The sequence below is a fragment of the Methylomonas sp. Uni0011 genome, assembly GCF_056850255.1.
This window is the reverse complement of the sequence record NZ_JBVVNO010000001.1, coordinates 433,677-449,691: the sequence shown is the minus strand read 5'-3', so window position 1 is coordinate 449,691 and position 16,015 is coordinate 433,677. Positions and strand designations below refer to the sequence as shown.

The window sequence follows — 16,015 nt, the reverse complement described above, 5'->3', positions numbered from 1 at the left end:
AGAAAAAGAAGCTATAGCGCTGCTTGTTTTTTGCTTCCAGGTTTCGTTTCCGCTTGGGTCCTTTATGGCTTGACTTCTCAAGTCAAGCCATCTCAATTTGAGCGGATTATTCAAGCACTTATCTTTACGTTTGTTGTTCAGGCACTGATTCCACCAGCAAAGTCAGCACTTTGTTTTTTTGGTAAATTCGTTCAATTAGGCGTATGGGATCGATCTGCTGAAAATTTTGTGAGGCTCGTAATTGCGATAATTATTGGCGTTTTGCTTGCCTATTATATAAACACTGATTCTTTTCATAAAAAGCTTAGGCGGGTTGGATTTACAACCAGAACCTCTTTTCCGTCGGAGTGGGTTGGTGTTTTTTCAGAACATATTGCTTATATTGTTCTCCATTTTAAAGATGGTCGGCGATTATATGGGTGGCCCAAAGAATGGCCAACGCAATATGATAAAGGACACTTTTACATCATGCAGCCGATATGGTTGGGAGATGATGGCTCTACAATAGAGCTGAAAAACGTGGATGGAATACTCGTAAATGTCGCTGACATTAAGTGGGTTGAGTTTATGAATAATATCGACGGAGAAGTAACATGAGAAAAGGTTCAAATCCGCCTCCGCCTCCGCCTCCAGTTCAGACTGGAGATGGTCAGGTTGAAACAAAAAATAGTAATCCTCATGCACCTAAACTGAGGCCTGCGCCGCCGCCGCCGCCGCCGCCTGCAACGGGTGGGTAAGCTAGCTAGCCCGCGTAGGTCCGATTACGCTAACGCTCATCGGAGCTACATTGTTGAATAAATAGGCGAGATGAAAAATGCCAAAACTCTACGAATATTTTGGCCTGATCATCATGTTTTACGCCAATGAACATGAACCGGTGCATGTCCATGGCAAATGCCAAGGCCGATAGGCTAAAGCGGAAATTATTTTGACCGATGGGCAAATTGATAGTATCCGTTATTTGCAAGTGACCGGTCGTGAAATGTTGTCCGAACGCGAGTTGCAATATTTTCGCGAAATTGTCAGTGCGAGAGCGGTTGAAATAGTACAGAAATGGATAGACTATTTCGTTTGGCATAAATCGATTCACTCCGAACGTATTTGCAGGCGGCTAAAATGAATCAAACTATTAACATAAGCTCTGCTACTTTTTTGGGCGATTATCGTATCAGTCTGCAATTTGATGACGGAAAGCAACAGACTGTCGATTTTAAAAACTTTCTGGTGCGATCAAAACATCCAGATATACGTGCTTATCTTGATGTTGCCAAGTTTTCAGACTTTCATATCGAATATGGCGAATTGGTTTGGGGTGATTATGACTTGTGTTTTCCAGTGATCGATTTGTACTTAAATCGACTTGAACACAACGGATATATCGAGTCTGCGGCATAGCTATGAAAGATGCCCTTGATGAAGCATCGCGACGAGCTAAAGAAATAGATGATGGCTTGGTTGAATGTATTTCCGCGGAAATTGTGGCGATAAAAGCGCGCGAGTTATTAAGCGATCAGTCAAAATACAGTCAGTACGTAGTTAATTAAGATTCAAAGAAGCCTACAGCGTGTAGAAACCTAAGGCTGTGTTTCGCACCAAGAGGTGGAAAAACGTTTCGAGAGATGGCTCAATCAAGATGATGCCTAATATTCCTGGATAATTAGTTTTAGATTATCCGGTTAGAACAATTAAAAAAGCAATTCGTATTTAATATAAAAATGGCCGCAAAAGAAGATTTTTACAAACTGCTGGAAGTGGATCGCAACGCCAGCGAAGCCGAAATTAAAAAAAGCTATCGCAAGATGGCGATGAAATACCATCCGGACCGCAACAAGGATAATCCGGACGAGGCCGAGAAAAAATTCAAGCTGATCAAGGAAGCTTACGAGGTGTTGTCGGACTCGAAAAAACGCTCGGCTTACGACCAATTCGGCCATGCCGGTGTCGATCCATCAATGGGCGGCGGTCGTGGCGGTTTTACCGGGGCCGAGAGTTTCAGCGATATTTTCGGCGATGTCTTCGGCGATATTTTCGGCGGCGGCCGTCAGCAGCGCAGCAGCGTACAGCGCGGTGCCGACTTGCGTTATAACCTGGAATTGACGTTGGAAGAAGCAGTCGGCGGTACCGAAGCCACCGTTAAGGTACCGGTGCTGGTCGCGTGCGGCGAATGTAACGGTAGCGGCGCCAAGAAGGGCAGCAGTCCTGTCACTTGTACTACTTGCCACGGCCACGGCCAGGTGCGGATGCAGCAAGGCTTTTTCTCGGTGCAGCAAACCTGTCCGACCTGCCGGGGCACCGGCAAGCAAATCAAGGACCCGTGCCCGAAATGCTACGGCCAGGGTCGGGTGCAGGAAACCAAAACCCTCAATGTCAAGGTGCCGCCTGGCGTGGATACCGGCGACCGCATCCGTTTGGCGGGCGAGGGCGAGGCCGGCCTGAACGGCGGCCCATCCGGCGATTTGTACGTGCAAGTTCAGGTCAAGGACCATCCGATTTTCACCCGCGACGGCGCCAACTTGTATTGCGAAGTGCCGATCAGTTTCCCGATGGCCTGTCTGGGCGGCGATTTGGAAGTACCGACCCTGGACGGCAAGGTCATGCTGAAAATTCCGCCGGAAACTCAAACCGGCCGCATGTTCCGCTTGCGCGGCAAGGGGGTCAAGCCGGTCAGAGGCGGCGCAGTCGGCGATTTGCTGTGCAAAGTGCAGCTGGAAACCCCGGTGCACTTGACCAAGGACCAGAAAGCCTTGATCGAAAAACTCGGCGAATCCTTGTCCGGCGGCGGCAAACACCACAGTCCGCAAGAACACAGCTGGATGGACGGTGTGAAAAACTTCTTCGACAAACTGACAGGATAAGCCATGCAAAGAATCGCGGTTGCCGGCGCTTCCGGGCGCATGGGCTTATGTTTGATCAAAGCGGCACTGGCCGCCCAGCAGGCCGAATTGACCGTTGCGGTATCGCGGCCGGGCAGTCTGGCCGTCGGCCGGGATGCCGGCGAATTGGCCGGTCTGGCGCCGGCTGGGGTAAGCGTTACCGACGATTTGGCGGCGGTTGCCGACCGCTTCGACGTGTTGATCGATTTTACCCGGCCCGACGCGTCGATGAATTACATCGAAATTTGCCGCCAGGCCGGGAAAAAAGTGGTGATCGGTACCACCGGTTATTCCGACGCGCAGAAAGCGGCCATAGTGGCCGCGGCTGACGACGTGGCGATGGTGATTGCGCCTAACTTCAGCGTCGGCGTCAATCTCTCGCTCAAATTGTTGGAAATGACCGCGAAAGTGATGGGCGATTACACCGATATCGAGGTGATCGAAGCCCACCACCGCCATAAAGTCGATGCGCCGTCCGGCACCGCATTGCGGATGGGCGAAGTCGTCGCGGCGGCGTTGGGGCGCGCTCTGAAAGACTGCGCGATCTACGGTCGGGAAGGTGAAACCGGCGCCCGCGACCGCAAAACCATCGGTTTTTCGACGATTCGTGCCGGCGATATCGTCGGCGAGCATACGGTAATGTTTGCCGACGAAGGCGAGCGGGTCGAAATTACTCACAAGGCCAGCAGCCGGATGACGTTTGCCAACGGTGCGGTTCGCGCGGCAATTTGGTTGGCGGACAAACCCAAAGGCCTGTTCGATATGCAGGACGTGCTGGGCTTGAAAACTTGAGCCTGGCACGGTAACGGCCGGGTTCGAGCCCGGCCTCAACGTCTTAAAATCAGCAATATCTTATATTCGCAGCGGCGTTACTGCGCCGGCCAGTTTATAATGCCGGTAGTCGGCGATAACCTGGGCGTGATCGAAAGCCAGAACGGCCGGCAAACTGTCGAATGTAAACAATCCGCAATTTTTCGCATCGTCCGCCGCCAACGGTTCGCCGTGGGCCGTTGCCAAATATACGGCAGTGACGGTGTGGTTACGCGGATCCCGGGCCGGGTTGGAATAAAGCCCGAGCAATGCGGTCAGTTCGACGTCCAATCCGGTTTCCTCCTTCGCTTCCCGAATCGCCGCATGTTCGACGGTCTCGCCGACGTCGACGAAGCCGCCGGGTACCGCCCAACCATAAGGCGGATATTTGCGTTCGATCAATACGAACGGGCGTTGCGGATGGTCGATCAATTCGATCAGGATGTCGGCGGCAAGTAGCGGTGTAATCGGTTTCGGCATAGCGGTCACGAGGCTGAGTTAAACGTTAGAATATCGATTGGCGTTAGTTTATACCGGTTTATACCGGTAGCCGAAATGTGCGTGGCTCAGCAAAACGGCGTTTTCGGTTTGGCATGTCTGCCGGCCGGACTATAGTGCTATCGGGGAACCGACCGATGGCTCGAGTCTGTGCCGACTGGAAATTAAATAAAAAAGAAATACATGAACGAATTTATTCCCGGCCAACGCTGGATCAGTAACACCGAATCGGAACTGGGTTTGGGCATGGTCGTCGAGGCCGAAGCCAATCGCGTCACCGTCTTGTTTTTAGCCACCGGCGACCGGCGGGTCTATGCCAAGGACAATGCGCCGCTGACGCGGGTCCAGTTCAGCGCAGGCGACGTTATCGAATCGGTGGAATACGCCAAGATCACGGTGCAGCAGGTACAGCAACACGCCGGCCTGCTGACCTATATCGGCTTGGATGAAGACGGTCAGTTGCAGCAAGTCGACGAAATGGAATTGAACCACCATATTCAATTCAACAAGCCGCAAGATCGCTTGTTTACCGGCCAATTCGACCCGACCGCCTGGTTTTTGCTGCGTTACGAGACCTGGCGCCGGCAACAGCAACATCAACAATCCGCCGTTAAAGGCTTGCAGGGTGCCCGCGCTGCGCTGATTCCGCACCAGTTGTACATCGCCCACCAGGCCGCAAACCGCTCCGAGCCCCGCATCATGCTGGCCGACGAGGTCGGTTTGGGCAAAACCATCGAAGCCGGCTTGATCATTCAGCACCGCTTGATCAACGGACTGAGCCGGCGGGTCTTGATTCTGGTGCCGGAAAGCCTGATGTACCAATGGCTGGTGGAAATGCTGCGCCGCTTCAATTTGCGTTTCAGCCTGTTCGACGAGTCGCGCTGCATGTCGTTTGCCGACGAAGGCAATCCGTTTCTGCATGAGCAATTGATTCTGTGCAGCCAGCAGTTCTTCGCCGACTTTCCCGAGCGGCGCGAGCAGGCGCTGGATGCCGGCTGGGATTTGGTCGTGGTCGACGAGGCCCACCATCTGGAATGGAGCGCGGAGGCGCCGAGCGAAGAATATCTGTTCGTCGAGCAACTGGCCGCGGCGGCGCCGGGCTTGGTGTTACTGACCGCTACCCCGGAGCAATTGGGCAAGGAAAGTCATTTCGCCCGCCTGCGCCTGTTGGATCCGGACCGTTTTTACGATTTTCAGCAATTTCTGGCTGAGGAAAGCCAGTTCGAGCCGGTCGCCCGCCTGGCGAATCTGTTGATAGCCGGCGAAAGATTGGATGCCGAGCAGCAAGCGCTGTTGCAAAAGTTGCTGCAGCACGACAATGTCGACAACTGGTTGCAGCAAGTCAACGCAGAAGACGGTGGCGCGCGCGAAGAGTTGATCAAGCTGTTGTTGGATCACCACGGTACCGGGCGGATTTTGTATCGCAATTCGCGGCATACCGTACAGGGCTTTCCCGACCGGCAACGCCACGCCTATCCGTTGCAGGGCGAGGATAGCGCCGATTTGGCCAACAGTCCGTACTTGCATTGGCTGGTTGCTAAATTAAAAGCGTTGGGTGACGAAAAAGCCTTGCTGATTTGCAAACGGGCCGACACTGCAATCCAATTGGAACAGTTGCTACGGCACCATGTCGGTCATACTGCGGCGGTGTTTCACGAAGGCATGAGCATCGTCGAGCGCGACCGCGCCGCCGCGTTTTTCGCCGACGAAGAGAGCAGAGCGCAGTTGTTGGTGTGTTCGGAAATCGGCAGCGAAGGCCGCAATTTCCAATTCGTGAGGCATTTGATTCTGTTCGACTTGCCGGAAAATCCGGATTTACTGCAACAACGCATCGGCCGCCTGGACCGGATCGGGCAGAAGCACGTGATTCAGATCCATATCCCTTATCTGGTCGGCAGCGCCCAGCATGTGCTCTACCGCTGGTACGAGGAAGGCTTGGATGCGTTCAGACATAATTGTTCCGGGGCCGCACAAGTGTTGAAATTGCTCGGCAGCGAATTGGACCAGGTATTGCACGGGCGCGAACCGGCCGCCATCGAGATGTTGCTTGCCAAAACCCGCGACTTGAACAGCCGGGTGGAAGAAGAACTGCACAAGGGCCGCGATTTATTGCTGGAACTTAATTCCTGCCGGCCGCAGGAGGCTGCGCATTTGGTGGAAACGATCTATCAGAACGAGCGGGACGGCAGTTTGTGGCCTTACATGGAGGCGATGTTCGATTGTTATGGGGTCGATGTCGAGGACCATTCCCGGGATTGCTACATCTTATGGCCCAGCGAAAACCTGCGCATCGCCCATTTCCCGATGCTGCAGGACGACGGCCTGACCGTCACGGTCGACCGCGACATCGCCTTGGCCCGTGAGGACATGCAGTTTCTGACGGCTGAGCATCCGATGGTTTTGTCGGCGATGGATTTGGTTTTGTCCAGCGAGACCGGTAACGCGGCGGTAAGCGTGGTCAAACATCCGCAGTTGAAAGCCGGGCAATTTTTGTTGGAGCTATTGTTCGTGGCCGAATGCAGTGCACCGGCCGAATTGCAGCTCGGTCGGTTTTTGCCGCACACGCCGATCCGCATCCTGGTCGACCAAAACAAACAAGATCTGACGGCGGCCGTCGGCCACGATAGTCTGACCGAGACCGGTGACAGCTTCGATAAACTGCAGGTAGCCCAGTTTTTGCACAGCCAGCGCCAGCACATTCAGGACATGATCCTGGTGGCCGAGCGGCTGGCTGCGGCACAGATGCAAAGGTTGGTTACCGAGAGCGGCAATCGGATGATCGCGGCCTTGACCGGCGAGATCAAGCGGCTGGTGCGCTTGAAAAAGATCAATCCGGGTATCAAACCGCAAGAAATCGAACAACTGAAACAGAAAACCATGCTGTCTCACGAATGCATCCAGGATACCCAGTTACGGCTGGATGCGGTGCGGTTCGTGATTACCAGTTAGCGGTCAATGCGTCTTGATAAATACGGTGGAGTTATCCAGCTCGATGCATTCGAACATCACATCGTCAATAGAGCCGTCGATGTGATCCACGTAATGCACGCCGCATTCGGAGTCGTTTTGTTGGTGTTTCAGGATGCCGTGGACGCTGAAGCAGGTACCGGATTCGGGCAGCGTCATCGTAATTTTGATATGGCCGATGATTTCTGCCGCGATCGGTTGTTTCAGTCTGACGCGAATTCCGCTGTAACTGATGTCCAGAATATCGGCGTCCAGTGCGATTTCCTGTTCAGCGGAGTAAAAGCGCAGGCCGGCTTGCAGGCCTTTGGGTTGTAATCTTGGGTGATTACGTTTCTCGGTCATCGGGCGCCTCCTTAGAAAGATTAACTTGCCTGTTAGGGTGGTTATTTTAGATAAAAAAGTCGGGTTTTGCCGATTTTTGGTTGGCAAAGCGGTGCTGGATATTTTGGATTCGCGTCCGGATTGGCGGGCGCCATGTTATAGGTTGATTCATGCTATTTTCAGAGTTGGGCTTATCCGAGCAACTGCTGCGAGCGGTTGCCGAGCAAGGCTATCAGACGCCAACGCCGATTCAGGCGCAGGCGATACCGGTTATTTTGCAAGGGCGTGACGTGTTGGCCGGGGCGCAGACCGGCACCGGCAAGACGGCTGGCTTCACGTTGCCGTTACTGCACATCCTGCAGCAACAGCCGATTCCGCAAAAGCCGCGGCCGGTCAGGGTGTTGGTGTTGACGCCGACCCGCGAACTGACCCTGCAGGTCTATGAAAGCGTCAGAACGTACGGCAGGCATTTGCCCTTGTTTGCCGAGGCGATCTTCGGTGGCGTCAGTATCAATCCGCAGATTCAGAAAATCCGCCGCGGCACCGATATCGTTGTCGCGACGCCGGGGCGCTTGCTGGATTTGATTCAGCAGCAGCATTTGGATCTGTCCAGTGTCGAGCATTTCGTGTTGGACGAGGCCGACCGCATGCTGGATATGGGCTTCATCCGCGATATTCGCAAAATCATCGCGCTGTTGCCGGAAAAACGCCAAAACCTGTTGTTTTCGGCGACGTATGCCCCGGAGATCAGCGCACTTGCCGAGCAATTGCTGAACGACCCGGTCGAGATCGCCGTGGCCAAACGCAATGCGGCCGCAGATACTGTTTCGCAATTGGTTTACGGCATTCAGCGCGAGTACAAACGCGAACTGTTGTCGTATTTGATCGGTCACGGCCATTGGCAACAAGTGTTGGTTTTCGTCCGTACCAAACACGGTGCGGACCGCTTATGTAAGCAATTGATCAAAGACGGCATTCGCTGCGCGGCCTTGCACGGCGACAAGAGCCAGGGCGCCCGGGTTCGGGCTTTGGACGATTTCAAGAAAGGCACGATTACCGCGTTGATCGCGACCGACATTGCTGCGCGCGGCCTGGATATCGATCAATTGCCGCATGTGGTCAACTTCGATTTGCCGCAGGTTGCCGAAGATTACGTCCATCGCATCGGCCGTACCGGACGCGCCGGTGCCGAAGGGCAGGCTATTTCGTTGGTGGATCCGGAAGAGGCGCATCTGCTTGCGGCAATCGAAAAGTTATTGAAACGGCAGATTCCGCGCATCGCCGATACCGGTTATCCGCGAGTGTCGCTGGAGTCTGGCAACGCAAAGCCGGTGGCGGCGCGGTCCAAACCGCAGCAAACCGGGCGCCGCGCCCAATCCGGTACCGAAAAGTCCGAACCGGGCAAACGCAGCCAGCCGCGCAAACCGCGCCGCGGCAACACTAACGCCGCTAAGCCTCGTTAGCGGCGGCAGCGCCGATGTGGATAGCCAGCCAGACTGTATCCTGGTCCGGGCTGGTCCAATCGACCCGGTGCTGGCAATGCGCCGGGATCATCACATAGTCTCCGGAAGACATCTCTAGCGCTGGCGCCGTTTTAAAACTCAGCCGCGCAGCGCCTTGCAGTACCATGACCCATTCGTCCCAGGCCTGATCGTACCAGGCATCCGTTTCTGTGAAATGCCCGCGCGAGACGATGCGCTCGATGCGCAGATTGGGCGCGGCGAGCAAGGTTTGGCATAATTCATCTGGCAACTGAACTGGAATGCCTGTAAAAATAGACGAACTGCTGATGCGCATAAGGCAGATAAAAATAAAAAATTTGGGGGAGGTTACGAATGAATACTACGCCGTTTAACACACTAATTCAGACTTTCATCGGCAATATACCCGACGCGATGCGGCTGTCCAGCCGCTTATGCGACAAAGCCAAAGCCTTGGATTTTCTGGCACCGCTGCTGATCCGCTTGTATTTGGCCCCGGTGTTCTGGATGGCCGGGACCAAGAAATTCGCCAATTTTTCCGATACGGCCGAATGGTTCGGCAATGGCGATTGGGGCTTAGGTTTGCCCGCGCCTTACGTGCTGGTGTTTTTGGTGGCGCTGTTCGAACTGGTCGGAGCGTTATGTATGTTATTGGGTTTTGCGACCCGGCCGATTTGCCTACCGTTGATGGTGATCATGGCGGTTGCCGCCGTCACCGCGCATTTGCAAAACGGTTGGCTGGCGATCGCCACCGGCAGCGGAATTTTTGCCACCGACCGGACGGTCGGCGCGATCGAACGCCTGGAGCGGGCCAAGGAAATTTTGCAGTCGCAAGGCGACTACGACTGGATCACCGAACACGGTGCCTTGGTCGTTTTGAATAACGGCATCGAATTTGCCGCAACTTATTTGGTGATGCTGCTGGCTCTATTTTTCTTGGGCGGTGGCCGTTTTGTCAGCGCCGATTATTGGTTGCGCCGCCGGTACGGAATTGACTGATAGTATCGCCACGCCGGCAAACTCTTGCTTGGGTGCAAGGTATCCATCGGTAACGCTTCAGTTGCGATAATTCTGTACCAGCACCCAAGGTTTGACTACCACGGCCCAGACCGAGCTGTCGGCGGCGACCCAGGCAGAAGCTTGGGCGTCGGAAACGTGGCCGACTTGTCCGGCATTCAGCCAAGCCTCGACCTGGCGTTTGTTATCCAACGCAAATTGGCTGGCGACCTCGATTAAATCCAATTCGTCGGCAACGGCTATTGCCAGGCCGGCGGCAAAAAAACGCTGCAATTCCGACCAGGGAATAGTCGACGTTTCCAGATTCATCTTGGCTTTTTCCAGATCGGCTACGGTCTCGCTCATTTACATTTTCCGGTTGTGGCGGGATGTTGTAGTATGCTGCGCTATTTTATCGCAACCCGGTTTTAAAACAGAAATGAGGAATTTTCATGTCGTTGTTGAGTTCATTTAAGAAGCGTTCGACCTTGGATGCCGCCATCAAACAAGTCGCTCAAGCCCGCAAAAGCGAAGGCAGCAAGGCCGAGCAACTGTATAAAGGCGCCTACCAAGGCTTCGCTAGCGTTATCGCCGACCATTTGATTGTATCCGAAGCACTTTATCACTGGGGATTTGGGCTGTTACACGAAGCCAGAAGTCTGGATGCACAACAAGCGATCGAAATCTACGAAGACGCGATTTCAAAATTTTCGTTTTGCTTGCTGACCGCACCGCATTATCTGGGAGCGGCCATCGACGGCGGCGTCGCCTTCATGGAACTGGCTCGCATCAGTCCGGATTCGGCAAAGCCGGAGTTGTACAAATTCGCCGAGGACTTTTTCGAAAAGGCCGGAGCAATTCAAAAAGGCAGTGCGGCTTACAATTTGGCTTGCATTCACGCGTTACGCGGCGACCACGATGCTTGCCTTAAAGCGTTGCAAACCGCTCGCGAATTCGGCAGTTTGCCGGACGAGCAGAACATTTTGCAGGACGCCGACATGGTCGCGGTAATCGATAGTCAGTGGTTCAAGGATTTTCTAGAGGAGCTGCGCAAACAACCGGAGCCGGCAACGGCGGACGAGACCAAAGATCAGCCGGTAGACGTTGAGCCGCGTTTTAAATTGGAAAAGAAAGAAGATTTCGATTACTACTCGAAATAGTCTTTGCTAGTCGGCGGCAGTCGCCTGCCGGTGCGGTCAAACCCCGCGAGCGCACCGCCGGGCGGGGTTTGTTGAGTAAGGATTTATTGCTTGGCGCCAGCTAACATGGTCGCCAGTTCACCTTTGTTGTACAAATCGGTGACGATGTCGCAACCGCCTACCAATTGGCCGTCGATATACAGTTGCGGGTAAGTCGGCCAATTCGAATATTCCTTCAGCGCTTCCCTTAATTCCTGGTCTTCGAAAATATTGAAGTGGTTGTATTCGGCGTTACAGGCATCCAATATTTGCACCACCCGGCTGGAAAACCCGCATTGTGGAAATTCAGGCGTGCCTTTCATGTACAACAATACGCGGTTTTCGGATAACTGATTTTGAATTTTTTCAATAATACTCATGGTTGATCTCGGTTGCTAAACGTTATTCGGATTCTATCGATCGCCATTGCGGATTAGAAGTTCAACTTCAAAACCATGGCTGGAGACTACAAACATACCGGTAAAACCGAGCATGCGGTAATGACTCTGCCTAACTGAAGCAATATCGGTGCCAGCAATGCTTAAGTCGAACAGGTTCAGATTCAGCCCGCATCGGCGGCAGGCGAGGGTAGCGAAAAGCGTTCGCTAAAGCCGCTCCTATCGGATTTCGGAGCGGCCTGCCGATCAAGCTTATTTGGCTTTGGCCAATTCCGCGCGCATTTCGTCGATCACGGCTTTGTAGTCCGGTTTGCCGAAGATCGCGGAACCCGCGACGAAAGTATCGGCGCCGGCTTCTTTGATCTCGCGGATGTTGTCCACTTTAACGCCGCCGTCGATCTCCAGGCGAATATCGAAGCCGCTGTCGTCAATGATCTTTCTGACCTGACGCAGCTTGTCCAGCGCCGACGGAATGAAGGATTGGCCGCCGAAGCCGGGGTTGACCGACATCAACAGGATCATGTCGCATTTATCCAGCACGTGGTCCAGAAAAGACAACGGTGTGGCCGGGTTGAACACCAGACCGGATTTGCAGCCGTGGTCGCGGATCATTTGCAGGCTGCGGTCGATGTGGCGCGAGGCTTCCGGATGGAAGGTAATGTAACTGGCGCCGGCTTTGGCGAAATCCGGAATGATGCGGTCGACCGGTTCGACCATCAAATGGACGTCGATCGGCGCGGTGACGCCGTGCTTGCGCAGCGCTTCGCAGACCAGCGGACCGATAGTCAAATTAGGCACAAAATGGTTGTCCATCACATCGAAATGCACGATATCCGCACCGGCATTTAAAACATTAACGACTTCTTCGCCCAAGCGCGCGAAGTCTGCGGAAAGAATGGAAGGTGCAATCAGATTGTCAGCCATCTTTTGATCCTTATAGGTCGGGTTAAAAAGCGGCATTATAACTTTTTTCCGCAGTTTGGCTAAAACCGGGATGGGCAGCGGCCGACTATGATGCCGTTTCCAGCCGTTCCTGGCGGTATGTGGCTAAAAATGCCGCAAATTCCGCCGCACTCAGTGGGGCGCTGGTCAAAAATCCTTGGTATAAATCGCATTGCCGACTTTTTAAAAACGCCAGCTGCTCGGCAGTCTCGACGCCCTCGGCGATGACCCGCATGCGCAGGTTTTTGGCCATGGCGATGATTGTCGCGGTGATTTCCATGTCGTCGCTATGGTGCGGAATATCCTCGATAAAACTCCGGTCGATCTTCAACACGTCCAGCGGCAGCGATTTCAGATTGGCCAGCGACGAATAACCGGTACCGAAATCGTCGATCGCCAGGTGCACCCCTAAATCGTGTAAATTGTGCAGAATTTGGATCGCCTCCTTTTCACGCTTCATCAACGCGCTTTCCGTCAATTCCAGTTCCAGCAGATGAGCCGGGAAGCCGGTTTCCTGTAAGGTTTTGGTGACCACACTGCGGATATCGCTGTGCAGGAATTGTTGCGGCGACAGATTGACCGCCAACCGCAACGGAGGCAAGCCGGCGTCCAACCATTCCCGGCCTTGACGGCAAGTCTCGCGTAACACCCAATTGCCGATCACAGTGATTAATCCGGATTCTTCGGCGATCGGAATGAAGTGAGCCGGTGAAATCAAGTCTCCCGCTACGGTCAGCCAACGCACCAGCGCCTCCGCGGCGAGAATCTCGCCGGATTCGACATCGATTTGCGGTTGGAAAAATACCCGTAATTCGCCGTGCTCTACCGCTTGGCGCAGGCGGATTTCGATATCGATACGTTCGCGGGCGGCGCGGGTCAATGCTTCGGAAAAGTACTTGAACCGGTTGCGGCCTTCGTTTTTAGCTTGGTAGAGTGCGGTGTCGGCGTGCTGGATCAACTCGTCCGGGCTGGTACCGTGCTCCGGAAACAGCGAAATTCCGACGCTGACGCCGATGCGCACCTCGTTGCCACCGGGCAGACGCCAGGTTTGGCTCAAGGTCTTGATGATTTGGATGGCGACGTGGGCTGCGGCTTCCGGGTGGCCGATGTCTTCCAGTAAGATCACAAATTCGTCGCCGCCCAGGCGACATACGGTATCGGAGCTGCGCAGGCGTGCAGTCAATTGCTGGGCGACCATTTGCAGCAAATTGTCGCCGGCCAAATGGCCGAAGCTGTCGTTGACATCCTTGAAACGGTCAAGGTCCAGCATTAGCACCGCCATTTGCGCCGATTGGCGCCGAGTTTTTTCGATCGTATGCTGCAGGCGAGACAGAAACAGCATTCGGTTCGGCAGCTTGGTCAGCGGGTCGTGATGGGCCAGAAATTCCAGTTCCTTTTCCGAAGCCTTAAGTTTGGTGATGTCGGCAAACACGCCGACATAGTGGCTGACCGCGCCGTCTCCACTCCGCACGGTACTGATACTCAATAGCTCCGGATAAATGTCACCGTGTTTCCGGCGATTCCAGATTTCGCCCTGCCAGTGGTCGGTCGTGTCGATGCTACTCCACATCTCCCGGTAAAACTCGCTATCGTGCCGGCCGGAACTGAGCAGGCGCGGACTGTTGCCGATCACTTCTTCCGCGCTGTATCCGGTAATGGTGGTGAACGCCTTATTCACCATCATGATGCGGCGGTCGGCGTCGGTGACCATGACGCCCTCGCGGGTACTTTCGAAAACCGCTGCGGCCTGACCGAGCGTTTCTTCGTTGGCTTTGATTTCGGAAATATCGGTAATCGTGCCGACGTAGCCCAGCAAATTGCCGGTCTCGTCCAATTCCGGCTCCGCCCGGCCTATCACCCAGCGGATTTGGCCGTCGAGGTGTTGAAACCGGTATTGCAGGGTAAAGGGCTTGGCCGCGGCTATGCACGTGGCCCACTCGGCTTTGACGCGCTCCAGATCGTCGATGAAAATAGCGGCAGCCCAGCCGTTGCCGTGCGCCTGATGGTGGCTCAGGCCGGAAATTTCGCACCAGCGCTGGTTTACATAGTCGCAGCTTCCATCGCGGTCGGTACGAAAAATACCGACCGGGGCGATCTTCGACAAGGTGTGGAACAACAGTTCGCTTTCCTGTAACGCGATTTCGGCTTGCTTGCGGGCGGTAATGTCGCGCAGAGCAATCACAAAAGCCGGGGCCGCATCCCATTCCAATGGGGTGGAACGCATTTCGGCCCAGGCGATGCCGCTGGGTCGGATCAGATTGATATCGTGGTGAACGGCTTGGTCGATGGTCACCGGGATTGCCAGTGTCTGGCCGGTCAGCGGACCGCGTTCCAGCAGTTGCTCGGCGGCTTGATTGGCGTAAAGAACGATGCCTTGCGGGTCGACCACCATCACGCCGTCGGTGATGGTGTTTAACATCAGCTTCAGTTGTTTGAGAGTCTGCGGCATCGGTTAGAGTCTGGATTAGCTTTTGGCTCTGACGGTCAGGACGACGGCACCCTGCGTTTGGGGCGTGCTTGCCGCGACTATTGGATACATCCGCGACAAGTTGCCGAGCAGTTTCTGATACAAGCCATTATCCAGAGTAAAAGAGCTTGCGAAGGTTTTTATATCCGACGTTTTATCCGGCATGTCCTGGGTCGGGCGGGTTTGTTCTAGCAGGCGCCGGGCGTCAGGATGCGGCGATGCTCCAAAGCGCGTCAAGCACGAATTGAACGCGCTGGGTTCAGCCGGACTCTCGTTAACCAACAAGATGGTGTTTACCATGAGATAGTTCTTTGAACGTCGAGAATGAGGATCGTGGAAATTTTAACCGGATGCTGTAACCCGGGCCGCGCTAGTCTCCAAAGTCTTAGTTCTGCAAAAACGCCAAGAATACCTCCTCGATTGCGCCAATTGCTCAAGGGGCGATGCCTGTGAAAGTTTCCTGGACAAGCACTTGTTCTATAATCGCAAGCTTTTGTCTTTCCGCCAAGGAGAACTTATGGCCGCCACCGCTTCCGCGATGTTGCCGCTCGGTACCGTCGCTCCCGATTTCCGCTTGCCCGACACCGTGACCGGTCGCGAATTCGCGTTGCAGGATTTACGCGGCGAGCGGGCGACGCTGATCATGTTCATCTGCAACCATTGCCCCTACGTTTTGCACGTCAAGCAACAGCTGATCGCGATCGCCCGCGATTATGCCGACGCCGGCGTCGCAACCATCGCCATCAGCGCGAACGATGTCGCCAATTTTCCGGAGGATGCGCCGGACCGGATGAAAGCGATGATGGCCGAGTGGGGTAATCCGTTTGCCGCCTACCTGTACGACGAAACCCAGGCGGTGGCCAAGGCTTATCAGGCTGCCTGCACGCCGGACATCTATCTGTTCGATGCCGATTTGGCCTGCGTTTATCGCGGCCGGCTGGATGCGGCGACGCCAAAGAATGCCGAGCCGGTGACCGGCGCCGATTTGCGCAACGCCTTGGACGATCTGCTTGCCGGCCGGCCGGTCAGTGCCGAACAGATTCCGAGCATAGGTTGCAATATCAAATGGAAGCCGGCGCAATAG

At 54.5% G+C, this 16,015-nt stretch carries 19 protein-coding genes; 11 read left to right on the top strand and 8 right to left on the bottom strand.

Annotated features, from left to right (window positions below):
- Positions 1-30 precede the first annotated feature (30 nt).
- From AC0IM9_RS02025 to dapB, 6 genes are all read left to right on the top strand, one after another.
- Positions 31-597, top strand: a complete 567-nt coding sequence (locus tag AC0IM9_RS02025; protein ID WP_482802864.1) for a DUF6338 family protein — start codon at positions 31-33, stop codon at positions 595-597.
- 217 nt (positions 598-814) lie between these two features.
- Entirely contained in the window at positions 815-910 is a 96-nt protein-coding gene (locus AC0IM9_RS02020; RefSeq protein ID WP_482802863.1) for a DUF4160 domain-containing protein, read from the top strand.
- A 206-nt stretch (positions 911-1,116) separates the two neighbouring features.
- On the top strand, positions 1,117-1,395 hold the full coding sequence (locus AC0IM9_RS02015; RefSeq protein WP_482802862.1) for a DUF2442 domain-containing protein: 279 nt from the start codon (positions 1,117-1,119) through the stop codon (positions 1,393-1,395).
- A gap of 2 nt (positions 1,396-1,397) precedes the next feature.
- Positions 1,398-1,544, top strand: coding sequence for a hypothetical protein (locus AC0IM9_RS02010; protein WP_482802861.1), 147 nt, complete (start codon positions 1,398-1,400; stop codon positions 1,542-1,544).
- A 171-nt stretch (positions 1,545-1,715) separates the two neighbouring features.
- Positions 1,716-2,855 (top strand): molecular chaperone DnaJ, encoded by a 1,140-nt coding sequence (gene dnaJ / locus AC0IM9_RS02005; RefSeq protein WP_482802860.1) that lies wholly within the window; start codon positions 1,716-1,718, stop codon positions 2,853-2,855.
- A gap of 3 nt (positions 2,856-2,858) precedes the next feature.
- Positions 2,859-3,665: a 4-hydroxy-tetrahydrodipicolinate reductase gene (dapB, locus tag AC0IM9_RS02000; protein ID WP_482802859.1), complete on the top strand. Its 807-nt coding sequence runs from the start codon at positions 2,859-2,861 to the stop codon at positions 3,663-3,665.
- 60 nt (positions 3,666-3,725) lie between these two features.
- Here dapB and AC0IM9_RS01995 read toward each other — a convergent pair whose 3' ends face one another.
- Complete coding sequence (locus AC0IM9_RS01995; protein ID WP_278212324.1) at positions 3,726-4,163, bottom strand: NUDIX domain-containing protein; 438 nt, start codon at positions 4,161-4,163, stop codon at positions 3,726-3,728.
- Positions 4,164-4,364: 201 nt separating this feature from the next.
- Here AC0IM9_RS01995 and rapA point away from each other — a divergent pair, with 201 nt between their 5' ends.
- The gene (gene rapA, locus AC0IM9_RS01990; RefSeq protein WP_482802858.1) at positions 4,365-7,130 is read left to right on the top strand and encodes an RNA polymerase-associated protein RapA; all 2,766 of its coding nucleotides are present in this window, start codon (positions 4,365-4,367) and stop codon (positions 7,128-7,130) included.
- A gap of 3 nt (positions 7,131-7,133) precedes the next feature.
- Here rapA and AC0IM9_RS01985 read toward each other — a convergent pair whose 3' ends face one another.
- Positions 7,134-7,490: a PilZ domain-containing protein gene (locus tag AC0IM9_RS01985; RefSeq protein WP_278212322.1), complete on the bottom strand. Its 357-nt coding sequence runs from the start codon at positions 7,488-7,490 to the stop codon at positions 7,134-7,136.
- A gap of 149 nt (positions 7,491-7,639) precedes the next feature.
- Here AC0IM9_RS01985 and AC0IM9_RS01980 point away from each other — a divergent pair, with 149 nt between their 5' ends.
- Complete coding sequence (locus AC0IM9_RS01980; RefSeq protein ID WP_482802857.1) at positions 7,640-8,932, top strand: DEAD/DEAH box helicase; 1,293 nt, start codon at positions 7,640-7,642, stop codon at positions 8,930-8,932.
- Here AC0IM9_RS01980 and AC0IM9_RS01975 read toward each other — a convergent pair.
- Entirely contained in the window at positions 8,919-9,221 is a 303-nt protein-coding gene (locus AC0IM9_RS01975) for a cupin domain-containing protein (RefSeq protein ID WP_347568942.1), read from the bottom strand. The two genes, AC0IM9_RS01980 and AC0IM9_RS01975, sit on opposite strands and share 14 nt — an antisense overlap.
- An 83-nt stretch (positions 9,222-9,304) precedes the next feature.
- Between AC0IM9_RS01975 and AC0IM9_RS01970 the strand changes: the two genes are divergently transcribed.
- The gene (locus AC0IM9_RS01970; RefSeq protein WP_445370314.1) at positions 9,305-9,949 is read left to right on the top strand and encodes an HvfX family Cu-binding RiPP maturation protein; all 645 of its coding nucleotides are present in this window, start codon (positions 9,305-9,307) and stop codon (positions 9,947-9,949) included.
- A 57-nt stretch (positions 9,950-10,006) separates the two neighbouring features.
- On the opposite strand, the gene AC0IM9_RS01965 is transcribed toward AC0IM9_RS01970, so the two are convergent.
- Positions 10,007-10,312 (bottom strand): DUF2288 domain-containing protein, encoded by a 306-nt coding sequence (locus AC0IM9_RS01965; RefSeq protein ID WP_445370315.1) that lies wholly within the window; start codon positions 10,310-10,312, stop codon positions 10,007-10,009.
- 86 nt (positions 10,313-10,398) lie between these two features.
- Between AC0IM9_RS01965 and AC0IM9_RS01960 the strand changes: the two genes are divergently transcribed.
- The gene (locus tag AC0IM9_RS01960; RefSeq protein ID WP_140913293.1) at positions 10,399-11,106 is read left to right on the top strand and encodes a TPR end-of-group domain-containing protein; all 708 of its coding nucleotides are present in this window, start codon (positions 10,399-10,401) and stop codon (positions 11,104-11,106) included.
- An 83-nt stretch (positions 11,107-11,189) separates the two neighbouring features.
- On the opposite strand, the gene grxD is transcribed toward AC0IM9_RS01960, so the two are convergent.
- The 4 genes from grxD to AC0IM9_RS01940 all read right to left on the bottom strand — a co-directional run bounded on the left by grxD (position 11,190) and on the right by AC0IM9_RS01940 (position 15,231).
- Positions 11,190-11,504: a Grx4 family monothiol glutaredoxin gene (gene grxD, locus AC0IM9_RS01955; RefSeq protein WP_140913294.1), complete on the bottom strand. Its 315-nt coding sequence runs from the start codon at positions 11,502-11,504 to the stop codon at positions 11,190-11,192.
- 270 nt (positions 11,505-11,774) lie between these two features.
- Positions 11,775-12,446 carry a ribulose-phosphate 3-epimerase gene (gene rpe, locus AC0IM9_RS01950; RefSeq protein ID WP_140913295.1) on the bottom strand — a complete coding sequence of 224 codons (672 nt, stop codon included), beginning with the start codon at positions 12,444-12,446 and terminating at the stop codon, positions 11,775-11,777.
- A gap of 85 nt (positions 12,447-12,531) precedes the next feature.
- A complete protein-coding gene (locus AC0IM9_RS01945; RefSeq protein ID WP_482802856.1) occupies positions 12,532-14,913 on the bottom strand; it encodes a sensor domain-containing protein in 2,382 nt (793 codons plus the stop codon).
- 15 nt (positions 14,914-14,928) lie between these two features.
- A complete protein-coding gene (locus AC0IM9_RS01940; RefSeq protein ID WP_482802855.1) occupies positions 14,929-15,231 on the bottom strand; it encodes a hypothetical protein in 303 nt (100 codons plus the stop codon).
- 217 nt (positions 15,232-15,448) lie between these two features.
- Between AC0IM9_RS01940 and AC0IM9_RS01935 the strand changes: the two genes are divergently transcribed.
- On the top strand, positions 15,449-16,015 hold the full coding sequence (locus tag AC0IM9_RS01935; RefSeq protein ID WP_445370318.1) for a thioredoxin family protein: 567 nt from the start codon (positions 15,449-15,451) through the stop codon (positions 16,013-16,015).